This is a genomic window from Escherichia sp. WS1118, from assembly GCF_046487695.1.
In the GTDB taxonomy this organism is placed as follows: Bacteria; Pseudomonadota; Gammaproteobacteria; order Enterobacterales; family Enterobacteriaceae; genus Escherichia; species Escherichia coli.
The window spans coordinates 208,869-233,005 of the sequence record NZ_JBJQIZ010000001.1 but is presented as its reverse complement, the minus strand read 5'-3'; the positions used below and the strand labels follow the sequence as shown (position 1 = coordinate 233,005).

17 protein-coding genes are annotated in these 24,137 nt (G+C 49.9%); 16 read left to right on the top strand and 1 reads right to left on the bottom strand.

Annotated elements, in window-relative coordinates:
- Positions 1-82 precede the first annotated feature (82 nt).
- The 10 genes from lgt (at position 83) to recD (ending at position 15,486) form a co-directional block, all read left to right on the top strand.
- Positions 83-958 (top strand): prolipoprotein diacylglyceryl transferase, encoded by an 876-nt coding sequence (gene lgt / locus ACJHYO_RS01130; protein ID WP_000204658.1) that lies wholly within the window; start codon positions 83-85, stop codon positions 956-958.
- Between the two features lie 6 nt (positions 959-964).
- Positions 965-1,759: a thymidylate synthase gene (thyA, locus tag ACJHYO_RS01125; protein WP_000816232.1), complete on the top strand. Its 795-nt coding sequence runs from the start codon at positions 965-967 to the stop codon at positions 1,757-1,759.
- Positions 1,760-1,943: 184 nt separating this feature from the next.
- Positions 1,944-2,414, top strand: a complete 471-nt coding sequence (locus ACJHYO_RS01120; protein ID WP_000857041.1) for a prepilin peptidase-dependent protein — start codon at positions 1,944-1,946, stop codon at positions 2,412-2,414.
- Positions 2,405-2,968 (top strand): prepilin peptidase-dependent protein, encoded by a 564-nt coding sequence (locus ACJHYO_RS01115; RefSeq protein ID WP_001144329.1) that lies wholly within the window; start codon positions 2,405-2,407, stop codon positions 2,966-2,968. Before ACJHYO_RS01120 ends, ACJHYO_RS01115 begins: the two co-directional genes overlap by 10 nt.
- A complete protein-coding gene (locus ACJHYO_RS01110) occupies positions 2,965-3,372 on the top strand; it encodes a DUF2509 family protein (protein ID WP_001078373.1) in 408 nt (135 codons plus the stop codon). The genes ACJHYO_RS01115 and ACJHYO_RS01110 overlap by 4 nt, the downstream gene beginning before the upstream one ends.
- Positions 3,357-3,680: a prepilin-type N-terminal cleavage/methylation domain-containing protein gene (locus tag ACJHYO_RS01105; RefSeq protein ID WP_001276486.1), complete on the top strand. Its 324-nt coding sequence runs from the start codon at positions 3,357-3,359 to the stop codon at positions 3,678-3,680. The genes ACJHYO_RS01110 and ACJHYO_RS01105 overlap by 16 nt, the downstream gene beginning before the upstream one ends.
- Positions 3,681-3,692: 12 nt before the next feature.
- Positions 3,693-7,061, top strand: a complete 3,369-nt coding sequence (recC, locus tag ACJHYO_RS01100; protein ID WP_000946904.1) for an exodeoxyribonuclease V subunit gamma — start codon at positions 3,693-3,695, stop codon at positions 7,059-7,061.
- A 175-nt stretch (positions 7,062-7,236) separates the two neighbouring features.
- Positions 7,237-10,125, top strand: a complete 2,889-nt coding sequence (ptrA, locus tag ACJHYO_RS01095) for a pitrilysin (RefSeq protein ID WP_085455513.1) — start codon at positions 7,237-7,239, stop codon at positions 10,123-10,125.
- The gene (gene recB / locus ACJHYO_RS01090; RefSeq protein WP_001305291.1) at positions 10,118-13,660 is read left to right on the top strand and encodes an exodeoxyribonuclease V subunit beta; all 3,543 of its coding nucleotides are present in this window, start codon (positions 10,118-10,120) and stop codon (positions 13,658-13,660) included. The genes ptrA and recB overlap by 8 nt, the downstream gene beginning before the upstream one ends.
- Positions 13,660-15,486: an exodeoxyribonuclease V subunit alpha gene (gene recD, locus ACJHYO_RS01085; protein ID WP_410232392.1), complete on the top strand. Its 1,827-nt coding sequence runs from the start codon at positions 13,660-13,662 to the stop codon at positions 15,484-15,486. Before recB ends, recD begins: the two co-directional genes overlap by 1 nt.
- 61 nt (positions 15,487-15,547) lie before the next feature.
- Here the strand turns inward: recD and argA are convergent, their stop codons facing one another.
- Entirely contained in the window at positions 15,548-16,879 is a 1,332-nt protein-coding gene (gene argA / locus ACJHYO_RS01080; RefSeq protein ID WP_000237947.1) for an amino-acid N-acetyltransferase, read from the bottom strand.
- A 231-nt stretch (positions 16,880-17,110) separates the two neighbouring features.
- On the opposite strand from argA, the gene amiC reads away from it, so the two are divergent.
- The 6 genes from amiC to ACJHYO_RS01050 all read left to right on the top strand — a co-directional run bounded on the left by amiC (position 17,111) and on the right by ACJHYO_RS01050 (position 23,851).
- On the top strand, positions 17,111-18,364 hold the full coding sequence (amiC, locus tag ACJHYO_RS01075; protein WP_000016907.1) for an N-acetylmuramoyl-L-alanine amidase AmiC: 1,254 nt from the start codon (positions 17,111-17,113) through the stop codon (positions 18,362-18,364).
- A 257-nt stretch (positions 18,365-18,621) separates the two neighbouring features.
- Positions 18,622-19,446 (top strand): PRD domain-containing protein, encoded by an 825-nt coding sequence (locus tag ACJHYO_RS01070; RefSeq protein WP_001314100.1) that lies wholly within the window; start codon positions 18,622-18,624, stop codon positions 19,444-19,446.
- Positions 19,447-19,477: 31 nt separating this feature from the next.
- The gene (locus tag ACJHYO_RS01065) at positions 19,478-21,058 is read left to right on the top strand and encodes a PTS transporter subunit EIIC (protein WP_000810553.1); all 1,581 of its coding nucleotides are present in this window, start codon (positions 19,478-19,480) and stop codon (positions 21,056-21,058) included.
- Positions 21,058-22,233 (top strand): MalY/PatB family protein, encoded by a 1,176-nt coding sequence (locus ACJHYO_RS01060; RefSeq protein WP_000382413.1) that lies wholly within the window; start codon positions 21,058-21,060, stop codon positions 22,231-22,233. The genes ACJHYO_RS01065 and ACJHYO_RS01060 overlap by 1 nt, the downstream gene beginning before the upstream one ends.
- Positions 22,234-22,235: 2 nt before the next feature.
- Positions 22,236-22,832: an SIS domain-containing protein gene (locus ACJHYO_RS01055; protein ID WP_001066226.1), complete on the top strand. Its 597-nt coding sequence runs from the start codon at positions 22,236-22,238 to the stop codon at positions 22,830-22,832.
- A 71-nt stretch (positions 22,833-22,903) separates the two neighbouring features.
- Positions 22,904-23,851 carry a phosphoglycerate dehydrogenase gene (locus ACJHYO_RS01050; protein WP_001350145.1) on the top strand — a complete coding sequence of 316 codons (948 nt, stop codon included), beginning with the start codon at positions 22,904-22,906 and terminating at the stop codon, positions 23,849-23,851.
- Positions 23,852-24,137 lie beyond the last annotated feature (286 nt).

Sequence of the window (24,137 nt, the reverse complement as noted above, 5' to 3'; positions counted from 1 at the left end):
ACCTTTGGAGCGCCTGAAACCTGCGGCGCGCATTTCAATCGCTGTTCTCTTTCAGCGAAATAACAAGAACTTGTGGTGACAGATGACCAGTAGCTATCTGCATTTTCCGGAGTTTGATCCGGTCATTTTCTCAATAGGACCCGTGGCGCTTCACTGGTACGGACTGATGTATCTGGTGGGTTTCATTTTTGCAATGTGGCTGGCAACACGACGGGCGAATCGTCCGGGCAGTGGCTGGACCAAAAATGAAGTTGAAAACTTACTCTATGCGGGCTTCCTCGGCGTCTTCCTCGGTGGACGTATTGGTTATGTTCTGTTCTACAATTTCCCGCAGTTTATGGCCGATCCGCTGTATCTTTTCCGTGTATGGGACGGCGGCATGTCCTTCCACGGCGGCCTGATTGGCGTTATCGTGGTGATGATTATCTTCGCCCGCCGTACTAAACGTTCCTTCTTCCAGGTCTCTGATTTTATTGCCCCACTCATTCCGTTTGGTCTTGGTGCCGGGCGTCTGGGCAACTTTATTAACGGTGAATTGTGGGGCCGCGTTGACCCGAACTTCCCGTTTGCCATGCTGTTCCCTGGCTCCCGTACAGAAGATATTTTGCTGCTGCAAACCAACCCGCAGTGGCAATCCATTTTCGACACTTACGGTGTGCTGCCGCGCCACCCATCACAGCTTTACGAGCTGCTGCTGGAAGGTGTGGTGCTGTTTATTATCCTCAACCTGTATATTCGTAAACCGCGCCCAATGGGAGCTGTCTCAGGCTTGTTCCTGATTGGTTACGGCGCGTTTCGCATCATTGTTGAGTTTTTCCGCCAGCCCGACGCGCAGTTTACTGGTGCCTGGGTGCAGTACATCAGCATGGGGCAAATTCTTTCCATCCCGATGATTGTCGCGGGTGTGATCATGATGGTCTGGGCATATCGTCGCAGCCCACAGCAACACGTTTCCTGAGGAACCATGAAACAGTATTTAGAACTGATGCAAAAAGTGCTCGACGAAGGCACACAGAAAAACGACCGTACCGGAACCGGAACGCTTTCCATTTTTGGTCATCAGATGCGTTTTAACCTGCAGGATGGATTCCCGCTGGTGACAACTAAACGTTGCCACCTGCGTTCCATCATCCACGAACTGCTGTGGTTCCTGCAGGGCGACACTAACATTGCTTATCTACACGAAAACAATGTCACCATCTGGGACGAATGGGCCGATGAAAACGGCGACCTCGGGCCAGTGTATGGTAAACAGTGGCGCGCCTGGCCAACGCCGGATGGTCGTCATATTGACCAGATCACTACGGTACTGAACCAGCTGAAAAACGACCCGGATTCCCGCCGCATTATTGTTTCAGCGTGGAACGTAGGCGAACTGGATAAAATGGCGCTGGCACCGTGCCATGCATTCTTCCAGTTCTATGTGGCAGACGGCAAACTCTCTTGCCAGCTTTATCAGCGCTCCTGTGACGTCTTCCTCGGCCTGCCGTTCAACATTGCCAGCTACGCGTTACTGGTGCATATGATGGCGCAGCAGTGCGATCTGGAAGTGGGTGATTTTGTCTGGACCGGTGGCGACACGCATCTCTACAGCAACCATATGGATCAAACTCATCTGCAATTAAGCCGCGAACCGCGTCCGCTGCCGAAGTTGATTATCAAACGTAAACCCGAATCCATCTTCGACTACCGTTTCGAAGACTTTGAGATTGAAGGATACGATCCACATCCGGGCATTAAAGCGCCGGTGGCTATCTAATTACGAAACATCCTGCCAGAGCCGACGCCAGTGTGCGTCGGTTTTTTTTGCCCTCCGTTAAATTCTTCGAGACACCTTCCCGAAATTTTGCAACGTCCTGCAACGGCGTAAATAGTCCGGAAGATGCGCCGAAGAAATAGAAACTGGCCCTCGTCTTTTTTTCTCCTCGCTCCATACTGCCGGCATGAAAACACAACGTGGTTATACGCTGATTGAAACGCTGGTCGCGATGCTTATTCTGGTCATGCTAAGCGCAAGTGGGCTCTATGGCTGGCAATACTGGCAGCAGTCGCAACGGCTTTGGCAAACCGCCAGCCAGGCGCGGGACTATTTGCTCTATTTACGTGAAGATGCCAACTGGCATAACCGCGACCACAGTATCAGTCTTATCAGGGAGGGGACGTTATGGTGCCTTGTGAGTTCCGTTGCTGGGGCGAATACCTGTCATGGCAGTTCACCATTGGTCTTTGTGCCGCGCTGGCCCGAAGTCGAAATGAGCGACCTGACACCTTCGCTTGCTTTCTTTGGCCTGCGCAATACCGCATGGGCTGGGCATATTCGCTTCAAAAACTCAACGGGCGAGTGGTGGCTAGTGGTTTCGCCGTGGGGAAGACTCCGGCTTTGTCAGCAAGGAGAAACAGAAGGATGCCTGTAAAAGAGCAAGGTTTTTCTCTGCTGGAAGTGTTGATTGCTATGGCGATCAGTAGCGTATTGTTGCTGGGGGCTGCACGCTTTCTGCCTGCGTTACAGCGTGAAAGTTTAACGAGCACCCGTAAACTGGCGCTGGAAGATGAAATCTGGCTGCGGGTATTTACCGTCGCGAAGCATCTCCAGAGGGCGGGTTATTGCCATGGCAGCTGTACGGGCGAAGGGCTGGAAATTGTCGGACAGGGTGACTGTGTCATTGTGCAGTGGGATGCGAACAGTAACGGTATCTGGGATCGCGAACCGGTAAAAGAGTCCGACCAGATTGGATTTCGTCTGAAGGAGCATGTGCTGGAAACGCTACGCGGTGCGACATCCTGTGAAGGTAAGGGCTGGGATAAAGTCACTAATCCGGATGCCATCATTATCGACACTTTTCAGGTCGTACGTCAGGATGTCAGCGGCTTCTCGCCGGTGTTGACGGTTAATATACACGCTGCCAGCAAGGCTGATCCGCAAACCGTGGTGGATGCCAGCTATAGCGTGACAGGAGCCAACCTGTGAACCGCGAAAAGGGAGTTTCGTCACTGGCTCTGGTCCTGATGCTGCTGATTTTGGGTAGCTTGCTATTGCAAGGAATGAGTCAGCAGGATCGCAGTTTTGCTTCTCGCGTGAGCATGGAAAGTCAGTCATTGCGCCGCCAGGCCATCGTTCAGTCGGCGCTGGAGTGGGGAAAAATGCACTCCTGGCAGACGCAGCCCGCAGTTCAGTGCTTACTGTATGCTGCCACCGGTGCCCGGGTTTGTCTGCGTTTACTGGCAGATAATGAAGCCTTATTGATTGCTGGTTATGAAGGCGTTTCGTTGTGGCGAACAGGCGAAGTCATCGATGGAAACATTGTTTTTTCGCCACGCGGCTGGAGCGATTTTTGTCCGCTGAAAGAGAGGGCGTTATGTCAGCTTCCCTGAGGAATCAACAAGGCTTTAGTCTGCCGGAGGTAATGTTGGCGATGGTGTTGATGGTGATGATTGTCACTGCGTTATCGGGTTTCCAGCGAACATTAATGAACAGTCTTGCCAGCAGAAACCAGTACCAACAGCTCTGGCGGCATGGCTGGCAGCAAACGCAACTGCGCGCGATTTCGCCACCTGCTAACTGGCAGGTCAACCGAATGCAGACATCGCAGGCGGGATGTGTCAGCATCAGCGTTACGCTAGTTTCACCCGGGGGCAGAGAAGGCGAGATGACCCGCCTGCATTGCCCGAATCGTCAGTAGTCAGGAGCCGCTATGTTAAGGGTCTACCATTCCAATCGTCTGGACGTGCTGGAAGCGTTGATGGAGTTTATTGTCGAACGCGAACGGCTGGACGATCCTTTCGAACCAGAGATGATTCTGGTGCAAAGTACCGGTATGGCACAGTGGCTGCAAATGACCCTGTCGCAAAAGTTTGGTATTGCGGCAAACATTGATTTTCCGCTGCCAGCGAGCTTTATCTGGGATATGTTCGTCCGGGTGTTACCGGAGATCCCCAAAGAGAGCGCCTTTAACAAACAGAGCATGAGCTGGAAACTGATGACTCTGCTGCCGCAACTGTTGGAGCGCGAAGACTTTACCCTGTTGCGGCATTATCTGACTGACGATAGTGACAAGCGAAAACTGTTCCAGCTTTCTTCAAAAGCGGCGGACCTGTTTGACCAGTATCTGGTCTATCGTCCGGACTGGCTGGCACAGTGGGAAACAGGACATCTGGTAGAAGGATTGGGAGAAGCACAGGCCTGGCAAGCGCCGTTGTGGAAGGCGTTGGTGGAATATACCGACGAACTTGGGCAACCGCGCTGGCACCGCGCCAATCTCTATCAGCGCTTTATCGAAACGCTGGAGTCCGCGACGACCTGCCCGCCGGGGTTACCTTCGCGCGTCTTTATATGCGGTATTTCCGCGTTACCGCCTGTTTATCTCCAGGCGCTACAGGCGCTGGGTAAACATATTGAAATCCATCTCCTGTTTACCAACCCCTGCCGTTATTACTGGGGCGATATTAAAGATCCTGCTTATCTGGCGAAATTACTGACCCGCCAGCGCCGACACAGTTTTGAAGATCGCGAATTACCGCTATTTCGCGACAGCGAAAATGCCGGGCAGCTCTTTAACAGCGATGGTGAACAGGATGTCGGCAACCCGCTGCTGGCTTCATGGGGCAAGCTTGGGCGCGACTACATTTATCTCCTATCTGACCTGGAGAGCAGCCAGGAGCTGGACGCTTTTGTCGATGTGACGCCAGATAACCTGCTGCATAATATTCAGTCTGACATTCTGGAACTGGAAAACCGCGCCGTTGCTGGTGTGAACATCGAAGAGTTTTCCCGTAGCGATAACAAACGCCCGCTTGATCCACTGGATAGCAGTATCACCTTCCACGTTTGCCATAGCCCGCAGCGTGAAGTTGAAGTTTTACACGATCGCCTGCTGGCGATGCTGGAGGAAGACCCGACACTTACTCCGCGCGACATCATCGTGATGGTGGCTGATATCGACAGCTACAGTCCGTTTATTCAGGCTGTGTTTGGTAGCGCACCTGCGGATCGTTACCTGCCTTACGCCATTTCCGACCGTCGGGCGCGGCAGTCGCATCCTGTACTTGAAGCGTTTATCAGCCTGTTATCGCTGCCAGACAGCCGCTTTGTGTCGGAAGACGTGCTGGCATTACTGGATGTGCCGGTGCTGGCAGCGCGGTTTGACATCACCGAAGAAGGGCTGCGTTATTTACGCCAGTGGGTCAACGAGTCCGGCATTCGTTGGGGGATAGATGACGACAACGTTCGAGAGCTGGAACTTCCCGCTACCGGTCAACACACCTGGCGGTTTGGCCTGACGCGCATGTTGCTGGGCTACGCGATGGAGAGCGCGCAGGGCGAGTGGCAATCGGTTCTACCTTATGATGAATCGAGCGGCTTAATTGCAGAACTGGTGGGGCATCTGGCTTCACTGCTAATGCAGCTAAACATCTGGCGTCGCGGGCTGGCGCAGGAGCGTCCTCTGGAAGAGTGGTTGCCGGTTTGTCGCGATATGCTCAACGCCTTCTTCCTGCCGGATGCGGAAACCGAAGCGGCGATGACGCTGATTGAACAACAATGGCAGGCGATTATCGCCGAAGGTTTAGGTGCGCAGTATGGCGACGCGGTGCCGCTGTCACTATTGCGTGATGAACTGGCACAGCGCCTGGATCAAGAACGTATCAGCCAACGTTTTCTCGCCGGACCGGTTAACATTTGTACTCTGATGCCAATGCGTTCAATTCCGTTCAAAGTGGTTTGCCTGCTGGGAATGAACGACGGCGTTTATCCACGTCAGCTTGCGCCATTGGGTTTTGATCTGATGAGCCAGAAACCGAAGCGTGGCGACCGTAGCCGTCGCGATGACGACCGCTATCTGTTCCTGGAAGCGTTAATTTCCGCGCAGCAAAAACTCTATATCAGCTATATCGGGCGTTCCATTCAGGATAACAGTGAACGTTTCCCGTCGGTACTGGTGCAGGAACTGATCGACTACATCGGGCAAAGCCATTATCTACCGGGCGATGAAGCGCTTAACTGTGATGAAAGCGAGGCAAGGGTAAAAGCGCATCTTACTTGCCACCATACCCGGATGCCGTTTGACCCGCAAAACTACCAGCCCGGTAACTTACAAAGCTATGCGCGCGAGTGGCTACCTGCGGCCAGCCAGGCTGGTAAAGCACATTCTGAATTTGTTCAGCCGCTGCCATTTACCTTACCGGAAACCGTGCCGCTGGAAACGCTACAACGATTCTGGGCACATCCGGTGCGGGCATTTTTCCAGATGCGTTTGCAGGTGAACTTCCGTACCGAAGACAGCGAAATCCCCGACACCGAGCCATTTATTCTTGAAGGGCTTAGTCGTTATCAAATCAACCAGCAGTTATTAAATGCACTGGTTGAGCAGGATGATGCCGAACGCTTGTTCCGCCGATTCCGGGCGGCAGGTGATTTGCCGTATGGTGCCTTTGGTGAAATTTTCTGGGAAACGCAGTGTCAGGAGATGCAGCAACTTGCCGACAGAGTCATTGCCTGTCGCCAGCCAGGGCAGAGCATGGAAATCGATCTCGCCTGCAACGGTGTGCAGATAACTGGCTGGTTGCCGCAGGTGCAGCCGGATGGCCTGTTGCGCTGGCGTCCCTCTTTATTAAGTGTGGCGCAGGGAATGCAACTTTGGCTGGAACACCTTGTCTACTGTGCCAGCGGTGGTAATGGTGAAAGTCGCCTTTTTCTACGCAAAGACGGCGAGTGGCGTTTTCCGCCGCTTGCAGCCGAACAGGCTTTACATTACCTCTCACAGCTGATTGAAGGGTATCGTGAAGGAATGTCCGTGCCATTGCTGGTGTTACCTGAAAGTGGCGGCGCGTGGCTAAAAACCTGTTATGACGCGCAAAACGATGCCATGCTGGATGACGATTCCACGTTGCAAAAAGCCCGTACGAAATTCCTTCAGGCTTACGAAGGCAACATGATGGTGCGTGGCGAAGGTGATGATATCTGGTATCAACGGCTCTGGCGGCAATTAACACCAGAGACAATGGAGGCTATCGTTGAACAGTCGCAACGTTTCCTGTTACCGCTGTTTCGCTTTAATCAGTCATGAGTATTGTATAAAAATTGCGCAATCTATCCGCTTACTTTATGATGCGCACCAGTCACGGACTGATGGTTATATAGACATAGGCTGACTCGTGCAGCACAAGATTAAATTCTGGCAGATGATTTGCGTTAACGTGTTGAATCTGGCCAGAAAATAAAGTTGATTATGAGGTCCGTGAATGCCCCGCAGCATCTGGTTCAAAGCATTATTGTTGTTTGTTGCCCTCTGGGCACCCTTAAGTCAGGCAGAAACGGGATGGCAGCCGATTCAGGAAACCATCCGTAAAAGTGATAAAGATAACCGCCAGTATCAGGCTATACGTCTGGATAACGGTATGGTGGTCTTACTGGTTTCTGATCCGCAGGCAGTTAAATCGCTCTCGGCGCTGGTGGTGCCCGTTGGGTCGCTGGAAGATCCTGAGGCGTACCAGGGGCTGGCACATTACCTTGAACATATGAGTCTGATGGGGTCGAAAAAGTATCCGCAGGCTGACAGTCTGGCCGAATATCTCAAAATGCACGGCGGCAGTCACAATGCCAGCACGGCACCGTATCGCACGGCTTTCTATCTGGAAGTTGAGAACGACGCCTTGCCCGGTGCGGTAGACCGCCTGGCGGACGCTATTGCAGAACCCTTGCTCGACAAGAAATACGCCGAACGTGAACGTAATGCAGTGAATGCCGAATTAACCATGGCGCGTACGCGTGACGGGATGCGCATGGCACAGGTCAGCGCAGAAACCATTAACCCGGCACACCCCGGTTCAAAGTTTTCTGGTGGTAACCTCGAAACTTTAAGCGACAAACCAGGCAATCCGGTACAGCAGGCGCTGAAAGATTTCCACGAGAAGTACTATTCCGCCAATCTGATGAAGGCGGTTATTTACAGCAATAAACCGTTGCCGGAGTTGGCGAAAATGGCGGCGGACACCTTTGGTCGCGTGCCGAACAAAGAGAGCAAAAAACCGGAAATCACCGTGCCGGTAGTCACCGACGCGCAAAAGGGCATTATCATTCATTACGTCCCGGCGTTGCCGCGTAAAGTTCTGCGCGTTGAGTTTCGCATCGATAACAATTCAGCGAAGTTCCGTAGTAAAACGGATGAATTGATTACCTATCTGATTGGTAATCGCAGCCCTGGTACACTTTCTGACTGGCTGCAAAAGCAGGGATTAGTTGAGGGCATTAGCGCCAATTCCGATCCTATCGTCAACGGCAACAGCGGCGTATTAGCGATCTCTGCGTCTTTAACCGATAAAGGTCTGGCGAATCGCGATCAGGTTGTGGCGGCCATTTTTAGCTACCTCAATCTGTTACGTGAAAAAGGGATCGATAAACAATACTTCGATGAACTGGCGAATGTGCTGGATATCGACTTCCGTTATCCGTCAATCACCCGTGATATGGATTACGTCGAATGGCTGGCTGATACCATGATTCGCGTTCCTGTTGAGCATACACTGGATGCAGTCAATATTGCCGATAGGTACGATGCTAAAGCAGTAAAAGAACGTCTGGCGATGATGACGCCGCAGAATGCGCGTATCTGGTATATCAGCCCGAAAGAGCCGCACAACAAAACGGCTTACTTTGTCGATGCGCCGTATCAGGTCGATAAAATTAGCGCACAAACTTTCGCGGACTGGCAGAAAAAAGCCGCCAATATTGCGCTCTCCTTACCGGAGCTTAACCCCTATATTCCTGACGATTTCTCGCTGATTAAGTCAGAGAAGAAATACGACCATCCAGAGTTGATTGTTGATGAGTCGAATCTGCGCGTGGTGTATGCGCCAAGCCGTTATTTTGCCAGTGAGCCCAAAGCTGATGTCAGCCTGATTTTGCGTAATCCGAAAGCCATGGACAGCGCCCGCAATCAGGTGATGTTTGCGCTCAATGATTATCTCGCAGGGCTGGCGCTTGATCAGTTAAGCAACCAGGCGTCGGTTGGTGGCATAAGTTTTTCCACCAATGCTAACAACGGCCTTATGGTTAATGCCAATGGTTACACTCAGCGCCTGCCGCAGCTGTTCCAGGCTCTGCTGGAGGGCTACTTTAGCTATACCGCTACGGAAGATCAGCTTGAGCAGGCGAAGTCCTGGTATAACCAGATGATGGATTCCGCAGAAAAGGGCAAAGCGTTTGAGCAGGCGATTATGCCCGCGCAGATGCTCTCGCAAGTGCCGTACTTCTCGCGAGATGAACGGCGCAAAATTTTGCCCTCCATTACGTTGAAAGAGGTGCTGGCCTATCGCGACGCCTTAAAATCAGGGGCTAGACCAGAGTTTATGGTTATCGGCAACATGACTGAAGCCCAGGCAACAACGCTGGCACGCCATGTGCAAAAACAGTTGGGCGCTGATGGTTCAGAGTGGTGTCGTAACAAAGATGTCGTGGTCGATAAAAAACAATCCGTCATCTTTGAAAAAGCTGGTAACAGCACCGACTCCGCACTGGCAGCGATATTTGTACCGACTGGCTACGATGAATACACCAGCTCAGCCTATAGCTCTCTGTTGGGGCAGATCGTACAGCCGTGGTTCTACAATCAGTTGCGTACCGAAGAACAGTTGGGCTATGCCGTGTTTGCGTTTCCAATGAGCGTGGGGCGTCAGTGGGGCATGGGCTTCCTTTTGCAAAGCAATGATAAACAGCCTTCATTCTTGTGGGAGCGTTACAAGGCGTTTTTCCCAACCGCAGAGGCAAAATTGCGGACGATGAAGCCAGAAGAGTTTGCGCAAATCCAGCAGGCGGTAATAACCCAGATGCTGCAGGCACCGCAAACGCTCGGCGAAGAAGCATCGAAGTTAAGTAAAGATTTCGATCGCGGCAATATGCGCTTCGATTCGCGTGATAAAATCGTGGCCCAGATAAAACTGCTGACGCCGCAAAAACTTGCTGATTTCTTCCATCAGGCGGTGGTCGAGCCGCAAGGTATGGCTATTCTGTCGCAGATTTCCGGCAGCCAGAACGGGAAAGCCGAATATGTGCATCCTGAAGGCTGGAAAGTGTGGGAGAACGTCAGCGCGTTGCAGCAAACAATGCCCCTGATGAGTGAAAAGAATGAGTGATGTCGCCGAGACACTAGATCCTTTGCGCTTGCCCTTACAGGGTGAGCGCCTGATTGAAGCCTCTGCCGGCACAGGCAAAACCTTTACGATTGCAGCGCTCTATTTGCGCCTGTTACTTGGGCTAGGCGGTTCCGCCGCCTTTCCCCGCCCGCTGACCGTTGAAGAACTGCTGGTGGTCACCTTTACCGAGGCTGCCACGGCAGAATTGCGCGGTCGTATCCGTAGCAATATTCACGAGTTGCGTATCGCCTGCCTGCGTGAAACCACTGACAATCCGCTGTATGCACGTCTGCTGGAAGAGATCGACGATAAAGCGCAAGCCGCGCAGTGGTTGTTGTTAGCCGAACGGCAGATGGATGAAGCGGCAGTCTTTACTATTCACGGTTTTTGCCAGCGCATGCTCAACCTGAATGCCTTTGAATCCGGCATGCTGTTTGAGCAGCAGCTGATTGAAGATGAGTCTCTGCTACGCTACCAGGCCTGCGCCGATTTCTGGCGTCGCCACTGCTACCCGCTGACGCGTGAAATTGCCCAGGTGGTCTTTGAAACCTGGAAAGGGCCGCAGGCGTTGCTGCGCGATATTAATCGTTATCTGCAAGGCGAAGCACCGGTTATCAAAGCACCGCCGCCCGATGATGAAACGCTGGCTTCCCGCCACGCGCAAATTGTGGCGCGTATTGATACGGTAAAACAGCAGTGGCGCGACGCAGTGGGTGAACTGGATGCGCTGATCGAATCTTCTGGTATTGATCGACGCAAGTTTAACCGTAGCAATCAGGCTAAATGGATCGACAAGATCAGCGCCTGGGCAGAAGAAGAGACCAACAGTTATCAGTTGCCAGAGTCGCTGGAAAAATTCTCTCAGCGTTTCTTAGAAGATCGCACGAAAGCCGGGGGGGAAACCCCGCGACATCCACTGTTTGAGGCGATCGATCAACTGCTTGCAGAACCATTGTCGATCCGCGATCTGGTGATCACTCGCGCATTGGCTGAGATCCGCGAAACAGTAGCGCGTGAAAAACGCCGCCGTGGCGAATTGGGTTTTGATGACATGTTAAGTCGGCTCGATTCCGCGCTGCGTAGCGAAAGCGGCGAGGTGTTGGCAGCGGCGATCCGTACGCGATTCCCGGTGGCAATGATCGATGAATTTCAGGATACCGACCCCCAGCAGTACCGAATTTTTCGCCGTATCTGGCACCATCAGCCGGAAACCGCATTGTTGCTGATTGGCGACCCGAAGCAGGCCATATATGCATTCCGGGGTGCGGATATCTTCACTTATATGAAGGCGCGTAGCGAAGTTCACGCCCACTACACTTTAGACACCAACTGGCGTTCCGCACCGGGAATGGTGAATAGTGTGAACAAGCTTTTCAGCCAGACTGATGACGCGTTCATGTTTCGCGAAATACCGTTTATTCCTGTGAAATCAGCCGGGAAAAATCAGGCGTTACGTTTTGTGTTTAAAGGTGAAACGCAGCCTGCGATGAAAATGTGGCTGATGGAAGGCGAAAGCTGCGGCGTTGGCGACTATCAAAGTACCATGGCGCAGGTATGTGCTGCGCAAATCCGCGACTGGTTACAGGCTGGGCAGCGCGGGGAAGCGTTGCTGATGAACGGCGATGATGCACGTCCGGTACGTGCTTCGGACATCAGTGTGCTGGTGCGCAGCCGCCAGGAGGCCGCCCAGGTGCGCGATGCCTTAACGTTGCTGGAAATCCCTTCCGTTTACCTTTCGAACCGCGACAGTGTTTTTGAAACTCTGGAAGCACAGGAGATGCTTTGGCTGTTGCAGGCGGTGATGACACCCGAACGTGAGAACACCCTGCGCAGTGCGCTGGCAACGTCAATGATGGGGCTGAATGCGCTGGATATTGAAACGCTGAATAATGACGAACATGCGTGGGATGCGGTAGTCGAAGAGTTCGATGGTTATCGGCAAATCTGGCGCAAACGTGGCGTTATGCCGATGCTGCGGGCGCTGATGTCGGCGCGTAACATTGCTGAAAACTTGCTGGCAACGGCAGGCGGTGAGCGGCGTCTTACCGATATCTTGCATATCAGCGAACTGCTACAAGAAGCCGGAACGCAGCTGGAAAGTGAACATGCGCTGGTACGCTGGTTATCGCAACATATCCTCGAGCCAGACAGTAATGCCTCCAGCCAACAAATGCGCCTCGAAAGTGATAAACATCTGGTGCAGATTGTCACGATCCACAAATCAAAAGGGCTGGAATATCCGCTGGTCTGGTTGCCATTTATTACCAATTTCCGCGTCCAGGATCAGGCGTTCTATCACGATCGCCACTCGTTTGAGGCCGTTCTGGATCTTAATGCTGCGCCAGAAAGCGTCGACCTCGCGGAGGCCGAACGTCTGGCGGAAGATCTGCGTTTACTTTACGTGGCGCTGACGCGTTCGGTTTGGCATTGCAGTCTCGGCGTTGCACCGCTGGTGCGCCGTCGTGGCGATAAAAAAAGTGACACCGACGTCCACCAAAGTGCGCTTGGGCGTTTGCTGCAAAAAGGGGAACCACAAGATGCGGCAGGGCTTCGCACCTGTATTGAAGCGTTATGCGATGATGATATTGCCTGGCAAACGGCACAAACTGGTGATAACCAGCCCTGGCAGGTTAATGATGTTTTAACTGCAGAACTGAATGCGAGGACGCTACAACGATTGCCCGGCGATAACTGGCGTGTCACCAGCTACTCCGGTTTGCAGCAGCGTGGTCACGGTATCGCTCAGGATCTGATGCCACGGCTGGATGTTGATGCCGCAGGCGTGGTCAGCGTCGTTGAAGAACCGACGTTAACACCGCATCAGTTCCCGCGCGGTGCGTCACCAGGGACATTCTTGCACAGTTTGTTTGAAGACCTCGATTTTACCCAGCCGGTTGACCCGAACTGGGTACAGGAAAAACTGGAACTCGGCGGCTTTGAATCGCAGTGGGAACCAGTGTTGACCGAGTGGATCACGGCTGTCCTCCAGGCACCTCTCAATGAAACGGGTGTTAGCCTGAATCAGCTTTCCGATCGCGATAAACAGGTGGAGATGGAGTTTTACCTGCCGATTAGTGAACCGCTTATCGCCAGCCAGCTTGATGCACTAATTCGCCAGTTTGACCCGCTATCCGCTGGCTGCCCGCCGCTGGAGTTCATGCAGGTACGCGGCATGTTAAAAGGCTTTATCGACCTGGTATTCCGCCACGAAGGGCGTTATTACCTGCTCGACTATAAATCCAACTGGCTGGGTGAAGACAGTTCGGCTTACACCCAACAGGCTATGGCAGCGGCAATGCAGGCGCACCGCTATGATCTGCAATATCAGCTTTATACCCTGGCGCTGCACCGTTATCTGCGCCATCGCATTGCTGATTACGACTATGAGCGCCACTTTGGCGGCGTTATTTATCTGTTCCTGCGTGGTGTTGATAAAGAACATCCGCAACAGGGGATTTACACAACCCGACCCAATGCCGGGTTGATTGCCCTGATGGATGAGATGTTTGCCGGTATGACCCTGGAGGAGGCGTAATGAAATTGCAAAAGCAATTACTGGAAGCTGTGGAGCACAAACAGCTACGCCCACTGGACGTGCAGTTTGCCCTGACCGTGGCGGGAGATGAACATCCTGCCGTCACCCTCGCGGCGGCACTATTAAGTCATGATGCCGGAGAGGGACACGTTTGTTTGCCGCTTTCACGACTGGAAAATAACGAGGCATCGCATCCGCTGTTGGCGACCTGTGTCAGTGAAATCGGTGAGCTACAAAATTGGGAAGAATGCTTGCTGGCTTCACAAGCGGTCAGCCGGGGAGATGAACCAACGCCGATGATCCTCTGTGGCGATCGTCTTTATTTGAATCGCATGTGGTGTAACGAGCGCACAGTGGCACGCTTTTTCAACGAAGTGAATCATGCCATTGAGGTTGATGAAGCTCTACTGGCGCAAACCCTGGACAAACTTTTTCCAGTAAGCGATGAAATTAACTGGCAAAAAGTTGCGGCGGCAGTGGCGCTGACGCGGCGGATCTCGGTGATTTCCGGCGGCCCTGGCACCGGTAAAACGACCACCGTAGCGAAGTTGCTGGCAGCGTTAATTCAAATGGCCGACGGCGAACGCTGCCGTATCCGTCTGGCTGCACCAACGGGTAAAGCTGCCGCGCGCTTAACCGAATCTCTCGGCAAGGCTTTGCGACAATTACCGCTGACCGATGAACAAAAGAAACGCATTCCGGAAGATGCCAGCACTTTGCACCGATTGCTGGGTGCGCAGCCGGGTAGCCAGCGTTTACGTCATCATGCCAGTAACCCGCTGCATCTTGATGTGCTGGTGGTAGATGAAGCGTCAATGATCGATCTTCCTATGATGTCGAGACTGATCGACGCCTTGCCCGATCATGCGCGAGTGATCTTTCTCGGCGATCGTGATCAACTGGCCTCGGTTGAGGCTGGGGCTGTGCTGGGCGATATCTGCGCTTATGCCAACGCGGGCTTTACCGCCGAGCGTGCCGGGCAGTTGAGCCGCCTGACGGGAAGCCACGTTCCAGCAGGAACTGGCACAGAAGCGGCATCTTTGCGCGACAGCCTCTGCCTGCTGCAAAAAAGCTATCGTTTCGGCAGCGATTCTGGCATTGGTCAGTTAGCTGCGGCGATTAACCGTGGTGATAAAACGGCAGTGAAAACCGTTTTTCAGCAGGATTTTACTGATATCGAAAAACGGCTTTTACAGAGTGGCGAAGATTATATTGCGATGCTTGAGGAAGCTCTTGCGGGTTACGGGCGTTATCTGGATCTGCTGCAAGCGCGTGCCGAGCCGGATTTAATCATTCAGGCGTTCAATGAGTACCAGCTTTTGTGCGCCCTGCGGGAAGGGCCGTTTGGCGTGGCTGGACTGAATGAGCGAATTGAGCAGTTTATGCAACAGAAGCGCAAAATTCATCGTCATCCGCACTCTCGTTGGTACGAAGGTCGACCGGTGATGATTGCCCGTAATGACAGCGCGCTTGGGTTGTTTAATGGCGATATCGGTATTGCGCTGGATCGCGGGCAGGGGACGCGCGTCTGGTTTGCGATGCCGGACGGCAATATTAAGTCTGTGCAACCGAGTCGCCTGCCAGAGCACGAAACGACGTGGGCGATGACGGTACATAAATCGCAGGGATCGGAGTTCGACCATGCGGCGTTGATTTTACCGAGTCAACGCACGCCGGTAGTAACGCGAGAGCTGGTTTACACCGCAGTGACCCGCGCGCGTCGCCGTCTGTCGCTGTATGCCGATGAGCGCATTTTAAGTGCGGCAATTGCCACGCGCACCGAGCGGCGCAGTGGTCTGGCGGCGTTGTTTAGTTCGCGGGAATAAACGTAATTGCCGGATGCGACGCACGAGTGTTACGCCTGCCGCATCCGGCGATTTTCATCGCTTAACCCAAATCCGCCATCAACACTTTGGATTTACGCTGGTAGTTGTACAACTGCTTTTTGCTCTCGGGCAGTAAATCAATATCCACTGGGGTAAATCCACGTTCCTGGAACCAGTGAATACTGCGCGTGGTCAGCACAAACAATTTGCTTAAGCCGCTCTGCTTCGCCTGAGCGGCAATGCGTTCCAGCAGAACCTCGCCCCGTGATGAACTGCGGTAATCCGGGTGAACTGCCACACAGGCCATTTCCCCAATCTTCTCTTCCGGGAACGGATAGAGCGCTGCGCAGGCAATAGTCGTATTATCGCGCTGAATAATGGTGAATTTGTCGATTTCCATCTCCAGCTGCTCGCGAGAACGGCGCACCAGAATACCTTGCTGCTCCAGCGGGCGAATCAACTCCAGAATACCGCCGATATCGTTGATTGTTGCGCGACGAATCTGCTCGGCGCTTTCCATCACAATCTGCGTACCGATACCGTCGCGTGAGAACAACTCTTGCAACAGCGCGCCATCTTCCTGATAACTGATTAAATGACAGCGACGCACGCCGCTGCGGCAGGCTTTCACTGCGCCACGCAAAAAGCGCACCGTACCGGAGTTGTAATCGCCTTTCTCTTCCTGGGCTTCTACCCGCGCTTGCGCTTCGTTAGGGAAAAGTTCGGAGACAATATCACCGTCGTCATTAGTGACGCCCTGGGAAGAGCAAAAACCAATCATTTTTTCAGCTTTCAGTTTGATGGCCAGTTGAGTGGCAATCTCTTCCGAGGTCAGATTAAAGCTCTCGCCAGTGACCGAAACAGCGACCGGCCCCATTAGCACTATTGCACCGCTGTCCAGTTGACGATGGATCGCGTCTTCATCAATCCGCCGGATACGCCCGCTATGACAGTAATCCACGCCGTCATCGACGCCCAGCGGCTGGGCAATAATAAAATTACCACTGACGACGTTGATATGCGCGCCCTGCAGCGGTGTGTTATTGAGACTCATCGACAGGCGAGCAGTAATATCCAGTTGCAATGTTCCCGCTGCCTGCTTCACCAGTTCCAGTGTTTTGGCGTCGGTCACACGTATATTCTTGTGATACAGCGGTTCGTGGTGATGTGCAGCCAGATTTGCGTCGATCTGCGGACGTGCGCCATAGACCACCACCAGACGGATGCCGAGGCTGTGCAACAACCCGATATCATTAACGATACTGGAGAAATTCTCATGCTCAATGGCTTCACCGCCGAGCATGATGACAAACGTTTTTCCCCGGTGGGTATTGATATAGGGAACCGAATGGCGGAATCCCTCGACCAGCTCGGTTTTACGTTCCTTTACCACGGTACACCTCTTTGCATGATTATTCGAAATTATTGTATTTTTATTCTGTTTTTTTGCAGGGTGCAAGTGTAAATTTTATGCGGGAGCGAGTTTTTTATCAGTAATACCGTGAATATAAAAAGAATGTTTACCGTTTTATAGATGACAGATTATGCGTCTTTCGCTAAAGTTTCCGGTCAAATTGGTCGTTTACTTGTTACACAGCTTAGATTTCTTTTGCTCGGGAGAGGCATGTCAGGATCCAACACTGCAATCAGCCGTCGTCGTTTACTGCAAGGCGCGGGTGCCATGTGGCTATTGAGCGTAAGTCAGGTCAGCCTGGCTGCGGTCAGCCAGGTCGTGGCGGTGCGCGTCTGGCCTGCGTCCAGCTACACCCGCGTGACGGTAGAATCAAATCGTCAGCTGAAATATAAGCAGTTCGCGTTGAGTAATCCTGAACGCGTGGTGGTGGATATCGAAGATGTAAACCTGAACTCGGTGCTCAAGGGGATGGCTGCGCAAATCCGCGCTGACGACCCGTTCATCAAGTCGGCGCGCGTCGGGCAATTTGACCCGCAAACCGTACGTATGGTTTTTGAATTAAAGCAAAACGTAAAACCGCAGCTGTTTGCCCTTGCGCCGGTCGCCGGGTTTAAAGAGCGTCTGGTGATGGACCTCTATCCGGCCAATGCACAGGATATGCAGGACCCGCTGCTGGCGCTGCTGGAGGATTACAACAAAGGCGACCTCGAAAAGCAGGTGCCGCCAGCACAAAGTGGTCCACAACCGGGTAAAGCTGGGCGGGATCGTCCGATTGTCATTATGCTTGACCCTGGCCACGGTGGCGAAGACTCCGGTGCGGTGGGGAAATACAAAACGCGCGAAAAAGACGTGGTATTGCAAATAGCTCGCCGTCTGCGCTCTCTGATCGAGAAAGAGGGCAATATGAAGGTGTACATGACGCGCAATGAAGACATCTTCATTCCGTTGCAAGTGCGCGTAGCAAAAGCCCAGAAACAGCGCGCTGACTTGTTTGTTTCTATCCATGCCGACGCCTTTACCAGTCGCCAGCCGAGCGGTTCCTCGGTGTTTGCGCTCTCAACCAAAGGCGCAACCAGTACTGCGGCAAAATATCTGGCACAAACCCAGAACGCCTCGGACTTGATTGGTGGCGTAAGCAAAAGCGGTGACCGCTATGTCGACCACACCATGTTCGATATGGTGCAGTCGCTGACCATTGCCGACAGCCTTAAGTTTGGTAAAGCGGTGCTGAATAAGCTCGGTAAAATCAACAAGCTGCATAAAAATCAAGTTGAACAGGCCGGGTTTGCCGTACTAAAGGCACCAGATATTCCCTCCATTCTGGTCGAAACGGCGTTTATCAGTAACGTTGAGGAAGAGCGAAAACTGAAAACGGCGACTTTCCAGCAGGAAGTTGCGGAGTCTATTCTTGCGGGAATTAAAGCGTATTTTGCCGATGGGGCGACGCTGGCGAGAAGGGGATAATGTTTTTATTTATTCAATGAATTTATATTTCGTTGAATAGATAACATTTACCTGAATATTAGACGCTGGTTTTGTGACTGATGTCGGATATTTGAATGTCGGCTTGAAAAATAAGCCGACCATCTCTTTAATTAAGCACAATTCCGTGTAATGTATACGCATTAGTTAATCATCTTGTAACTGTTAAATCAGGCAAGGCAATGTTTGAAGTAGTTATTACTTCTGACGTGCCTTGCCTTTTTTTTTGGAGCCATGGAATGATCATCGAAAAAGTCATGAACAATAATTGTGTACAGGCATCGATGAATGGACAGGAGGTTATCATTTCTGGGCCTGGTGTCGGTTACAACAAAAAATATGGAATGTCGGTCCCTGAGCATCCGGCTAACCGGATTTTTTATGTCAGAAATGAACAAAAAAACAAACTTTATAAATTGATTGAACATGTAGATATTGAGTATGTGTTTGTTGCCGAAAAAATAGTGCAATATGCGGAGAAAAATCTCGAAAAAAATCTCAATCCATCGCTACTATTGATTCTTGCGGATCACATTTCGAATGCAATATCCCGAGTCGTTTCAGGTATACAAATTAATAATGTTTTCCTTGATGAAATCAAAGCGTTGTACAAAGCAGAGTATGCGATAAGTCGCGATGCATTAACTATCATTAATGAGCAATTCAGCGTTCAACTTCCTGATGATGAGATTGGTTTTATAGCATTGCATATTTTAAATAATTATGAAAATTCAGTTGATTATGAATCAGTACGGATTATTGAGTTGTCGCAAATAATCACGGAGCTTATTGAAGTTGTTTATAACAGAAAGGTGGACAGAAGTTCATTTAACTATTCCAGATTTATGATGCACCTTAAATATTTTTCAAGTCGCGTGTTATGCAATGAAAAAATAAAACAGAAAGATATTGGTGATATCTATGAACAGTTTCTTGAAAAGGACATCCTGTTACAGCGCGCAATTCATGAAATTGAACGGTATCTGTATGCCACTTTTAAATATGAATTAATTTTAGAAGAAAAATTATATCTCTCTATTCGTACCAAAGTATTAATGGACTAATTATATATAACATTTATATGAGATAACCCACATGAAACAAAAGAAAGCCTGGAGTTTTTTTCAGAGCCTGGGGAAGGCATTTATGTATCCCATTGCTCTGCTAAGTGTATGTGGCATGATGCTAGGGCTGGGAAGTGGTTTAGCCAGTGATGATATGGCAAAGTTAATTCCATTTCTGGCTATTCCAATAATTAAAACCATACTTGATTTCATTGTTAGTCTTGGTTTGTTTGCCTTTGTTAATTTACCTGTATTGTTTGCGATAGCGATTCCCTTAGGATTATTAAAAGATAAAGAGGATAAAGCCTATGGTGCTTTTTCTGGCTTAATTGGTTTTATGGCGATGCATCTGGGAACGAACTTTTATCTTAAACAGCACGACTTATTGGTCGTTGCTGACCAAATGTCGACACATGGGCAAACCATCATTCTGGGGATCCAGTCCTACAATACCAGCGTGTTGGGGGGAATTGTTGCTGGGTTATTAGTCGCCAGCATGTATAAAAAGATCGTTAATTTACGCATTCCAGAATCATTAGGTTTTTATAGCGGCCCACGTCTGGTGCCTATCATTACACTGATTGTGATGAGTGGATTTGGTCTGATCATTCCTTTTATCTGGCCGCCGTTTTTCAATCTTTTCATGCTCATTGGACACTGGATTTCAACTTCCGGTCCTGTTGGTTATTTCTTCTATGCAGTTGCCGAACGTGTGACGATTCCTTTTGGCTTAAACCATCTGGTGACGTCAGTTTTCCGCTTTACGCCAATCGGCGGTTCGGCTGTGATTGGCGGCGAAGAATATTACGGCACCCTGAACATGTTTATGGCATACGTTAAAGAGAATGCGGTCATTCCGCTGGATTTGGCGGGGAAAATGGAGCAGGGCAAACTGATGATTCAGTATGGTCTGGCTGGTGCCGCGCTGGCGATGTATCGCACTGCTCATGCTCAAAACAGAAAGGCTATCAAAGCATTGCTTATTTCCGGGGTGCTTACGGTGATTATTGGCGGCGTCAGCGAACCGATTGAGTTTCTGTTCTTATTTGTCAGTCCACTGCTGTTTGTCTTCCATGCCTTTATGAATGGATTCGCTAACATGGTTCTGCCATATATGGGCGTGAAGATGGGATTTACTGGCGATCTGATTCAATTTATTAGCTTTGGCGTATTGCGTGGCACAAGAACAGGTTGGCCGATCGCGGTGTGTGTCGAAGTGGCCTATTTCTTCATTTATTACTTTGTGTTCCGTTGGACCATTCTTAAATTTAACCTGATGACCGTAGGCCGTGAAGAGTCCAATCCTGTCACGCTGAACGTTCACGAAGATACGGCTATAGCGGATATCCCAACTCCTGATAAATCAGAGCTGCAAGCGGCGGAGCAGATGGTTAAGGCACTTGGTGGTAAAGAGAATATTAAGTCACTGGATAATTGCGTAACTCGTTTACGTTTAACAATCGCAGATATGGGATTGATTGACGAAGTTGCAATAAAAAGAGCTGGCGGGATTGCGGTTGTTAAACTTGATCAAAATACCCTACAAGTCATTATCGGCACTAAAGTCATCGCCCTGCGTCGGGATATGGATAACTATATGGGGATATACTGATGGATGTTTTTAATACTCCTGTTTCCCGCAAAGGAACATATTGTACCCAATGGGACTTTTGCGAGGACAGATTTGGTGTAAAAGATGTACTACCATTCTCTATTTCAGATATGGATCTTCCGATACCAGACGCTATCACCAGAGCATTAAAAAAACGCCTGGAACACCCGATTTTAGGGTACAGTCGTTGGCAACATGGTGAATATCTGAATGCGATAGTAAACTGGTATTATCAACAATATCAAACAGATATTAAACCTGAATGGATAACCTATAGCCCCAGTGTGATGTACTCTATTGCAAAAGCAATAGAGTTATTGACATCGCATGGTGATAATATTCTCGTTTTTACACCTGTCTATAATGCATTTTTTGATGTAATTAAACATAGCGAGCGAAATATTCTGACAGCCTCTTTGATTATAAAAAATGAGGGGGGCTACGCTATCAACTGGCAAGATTTTGATCTTAAGATTAAAAGCGCAAAGATGGTGTTATTATGTAATCCTCATAACCCGACAGGAACAGTCTGGTCGGAAGAAGAACTGCATAAAATCGCTGCAAGCTGTACAAGGCATAATGTCTGGTTATGTTCAGATGAAATCCATAGTGATTTTGTTTTTAATCGTAGCTTTACATCCGCGCTTAAAATAAAAAAAGAAAAAGTAGTAGTATTTAACTCGATATCGAAAACATTTAATGTTCCTGCACTAACAGGATCGTATATGATTTCAACTGACGATAATTTTAATCATAAGTTCAGAACGATATCGAGGTATCGCGATTTTGTAAACTCCCCATCAGTACTGAATATAATTGCAACTATTATTGCCTATAACGAATGTGAGGGATGGTTAAAGTCATTAAAGGCACATATTGCCTCTAACATTCAATTCACCCAGCAGTATCTGAATGAAAATATTCCAGAATTGATCGTAAGGCCAGCTGATGGTTGCTATTTTTCCTGGATAGATTGTTCTGCTATTGGTTATCCTTTTGATGAATTCTACAGTCGATTAATTCATGAAGGCAAAGTGGGCATTATGGCGGGGCATGTCTATGGAACGGAGGGGGAGGGCTACCTTCGTCTGAACCTGGCCTGCGGTCGAGAAAAATTATATATGGGGCTTACGCGTCTTGTGAGTGTAATTAAAAATATTAATCAGGGAGAATAAAAATGAATAACACGGATCTTATCCATCTCATTAAACATTTTATGCGTAACGAACATAAAGCAGTTGAAGAAGTTATTGATTCCCCTCTTTCGGAGGTCGCTAATTTAATTAAAGTATTACAATCTTGTCAGGGAAAAGTTGTTTTTATTGGTGTTGGTAAGTCCGGTATTATTGCCAGAAAACTCGCAGCAACTTTTGCCAGTACCGGAACTCCCTCGTTTTTTGTTCACGGTACGGAAGCGGTACACGGCGACCTTGGAATGGTGGCGAAAGACGATGTTGTTATTCTTATTTCAAACAGTGGTGAGACGGCGGAAATCCTGGCGACACTGCCTAGTTTGAAAAAAATGGGTAATTATTTGATCTCTTTTACCCGCAGTCATCACTCATCGCTTGCGATAAGTTGTGATTTATCTGTTGAAATCCCCGTCAAAAGTGAGGCGGATAATTTAGGTTTAGCACCGTCATGCTCGTCGACTGTTGTTCTGGTTGTTGGTGATGCGGTGGCGCTTGCACTCTCTGAATTGAAAAAATTTACTCGTGCTGATTTCGGCTTATATCATCCAGGAGGTGCACTCGGCATTAAAGCAAATTCATAATTTCAAAATATAAATACAGTAACCGGTCACGCCATCTTTTGGGGTGGCGTTCTTTGAAGTGAGTGTCCGCTATGAAAAATGTTCTGGTCACCGTCCCCAGCTTTTCAGCACGCTGTGTTTCCGCCAGCAAGTTGCTAAGAGAGAATAATTTTAATCTTATTATTAAGAATAATGTGGAGCATCTGCTTAAATCAGAATCCACTGCATTACGAGAATCTATTTGCGCGGTCATCGCCGGAAAAGATGGTTATCAGGCGGACACGCTATCATTGCTGCCTGGTGTGAGAATAATATCGAGATTCGGGACGGGGATAGACAATATTGATCTTCGTGCGGCACAGCAATCCGGTATTGTTGTCAATAATGCGGTTGGGATTAATTCAAATGCGGTTGCGGAATTTATCATTGGACTTATCTTCGCGAGCATGAGAAATATCCCTGGCAGCTATCATGCGATGCAAAATGGCTACTGGGGTGAGTCGCATGGCTGTGAATTACAAGGGAAACGGATTGGCCTGGTTGGCTACGGTAATATAGGTAAAACTCTGGCGAAAAGGTTATCCGGTTTTGATGTTGAGCTTTTAGCTTTTGACAAACAACCCGACTATCAGGTTGCTGACAAAGCTGGAGTTCAGTTTGTATCAATTGAAGATATCTTTATGCAGTCGCATGTCATCATTGTTCTTTTGCCTTTTTCTTCTGAGCTGGAGAACTTCATTAGTCATAAATATTTGTCGATGATGCGCAATGGTGCTCTGATCATCAATGCCGCAAGGGGAAAGTTGCTGGATGAGGGCGCTTTACTTCAGGTGATTGAAGAACGAAATGTGTTTGCGGCGCTGGATGTGTTTAGCTCTGAACCGTTGGCGCAATTTAGCCCACTGCTACATGCCAAAAATATCATTACAACGCCGCATATCGCGGCCGCCACCGTTGAGTCATACCAGCAAACCGGGATACACGTTGCCCAGTCGATAATTGATTACTTCGCAGGAAGGGAGATAAAAAACGTGTTGTGAGTTCAGCGAACAAAGATTTTAAATACAAAAAAACCGCAATTTGTAGAACACATTGCGGTTTGTCAGCATTCTAATAAATTGGTTGCGGGGGCCACAGTCAAGAGGTTAATCCAATCTTTTGAAACTTAAGGTATTCACTGTTCCCGAACCCAAGCTATCTACCGAAATATACACTCATTATCTGATGTGAATCAACGAGTAGATCGAATGGCCTGTTCCTCTCTTTTTTTGTACACAGAGACTCCATTTTAAAAAATGGCAAGGTCACATATCCCTTATTGGTACA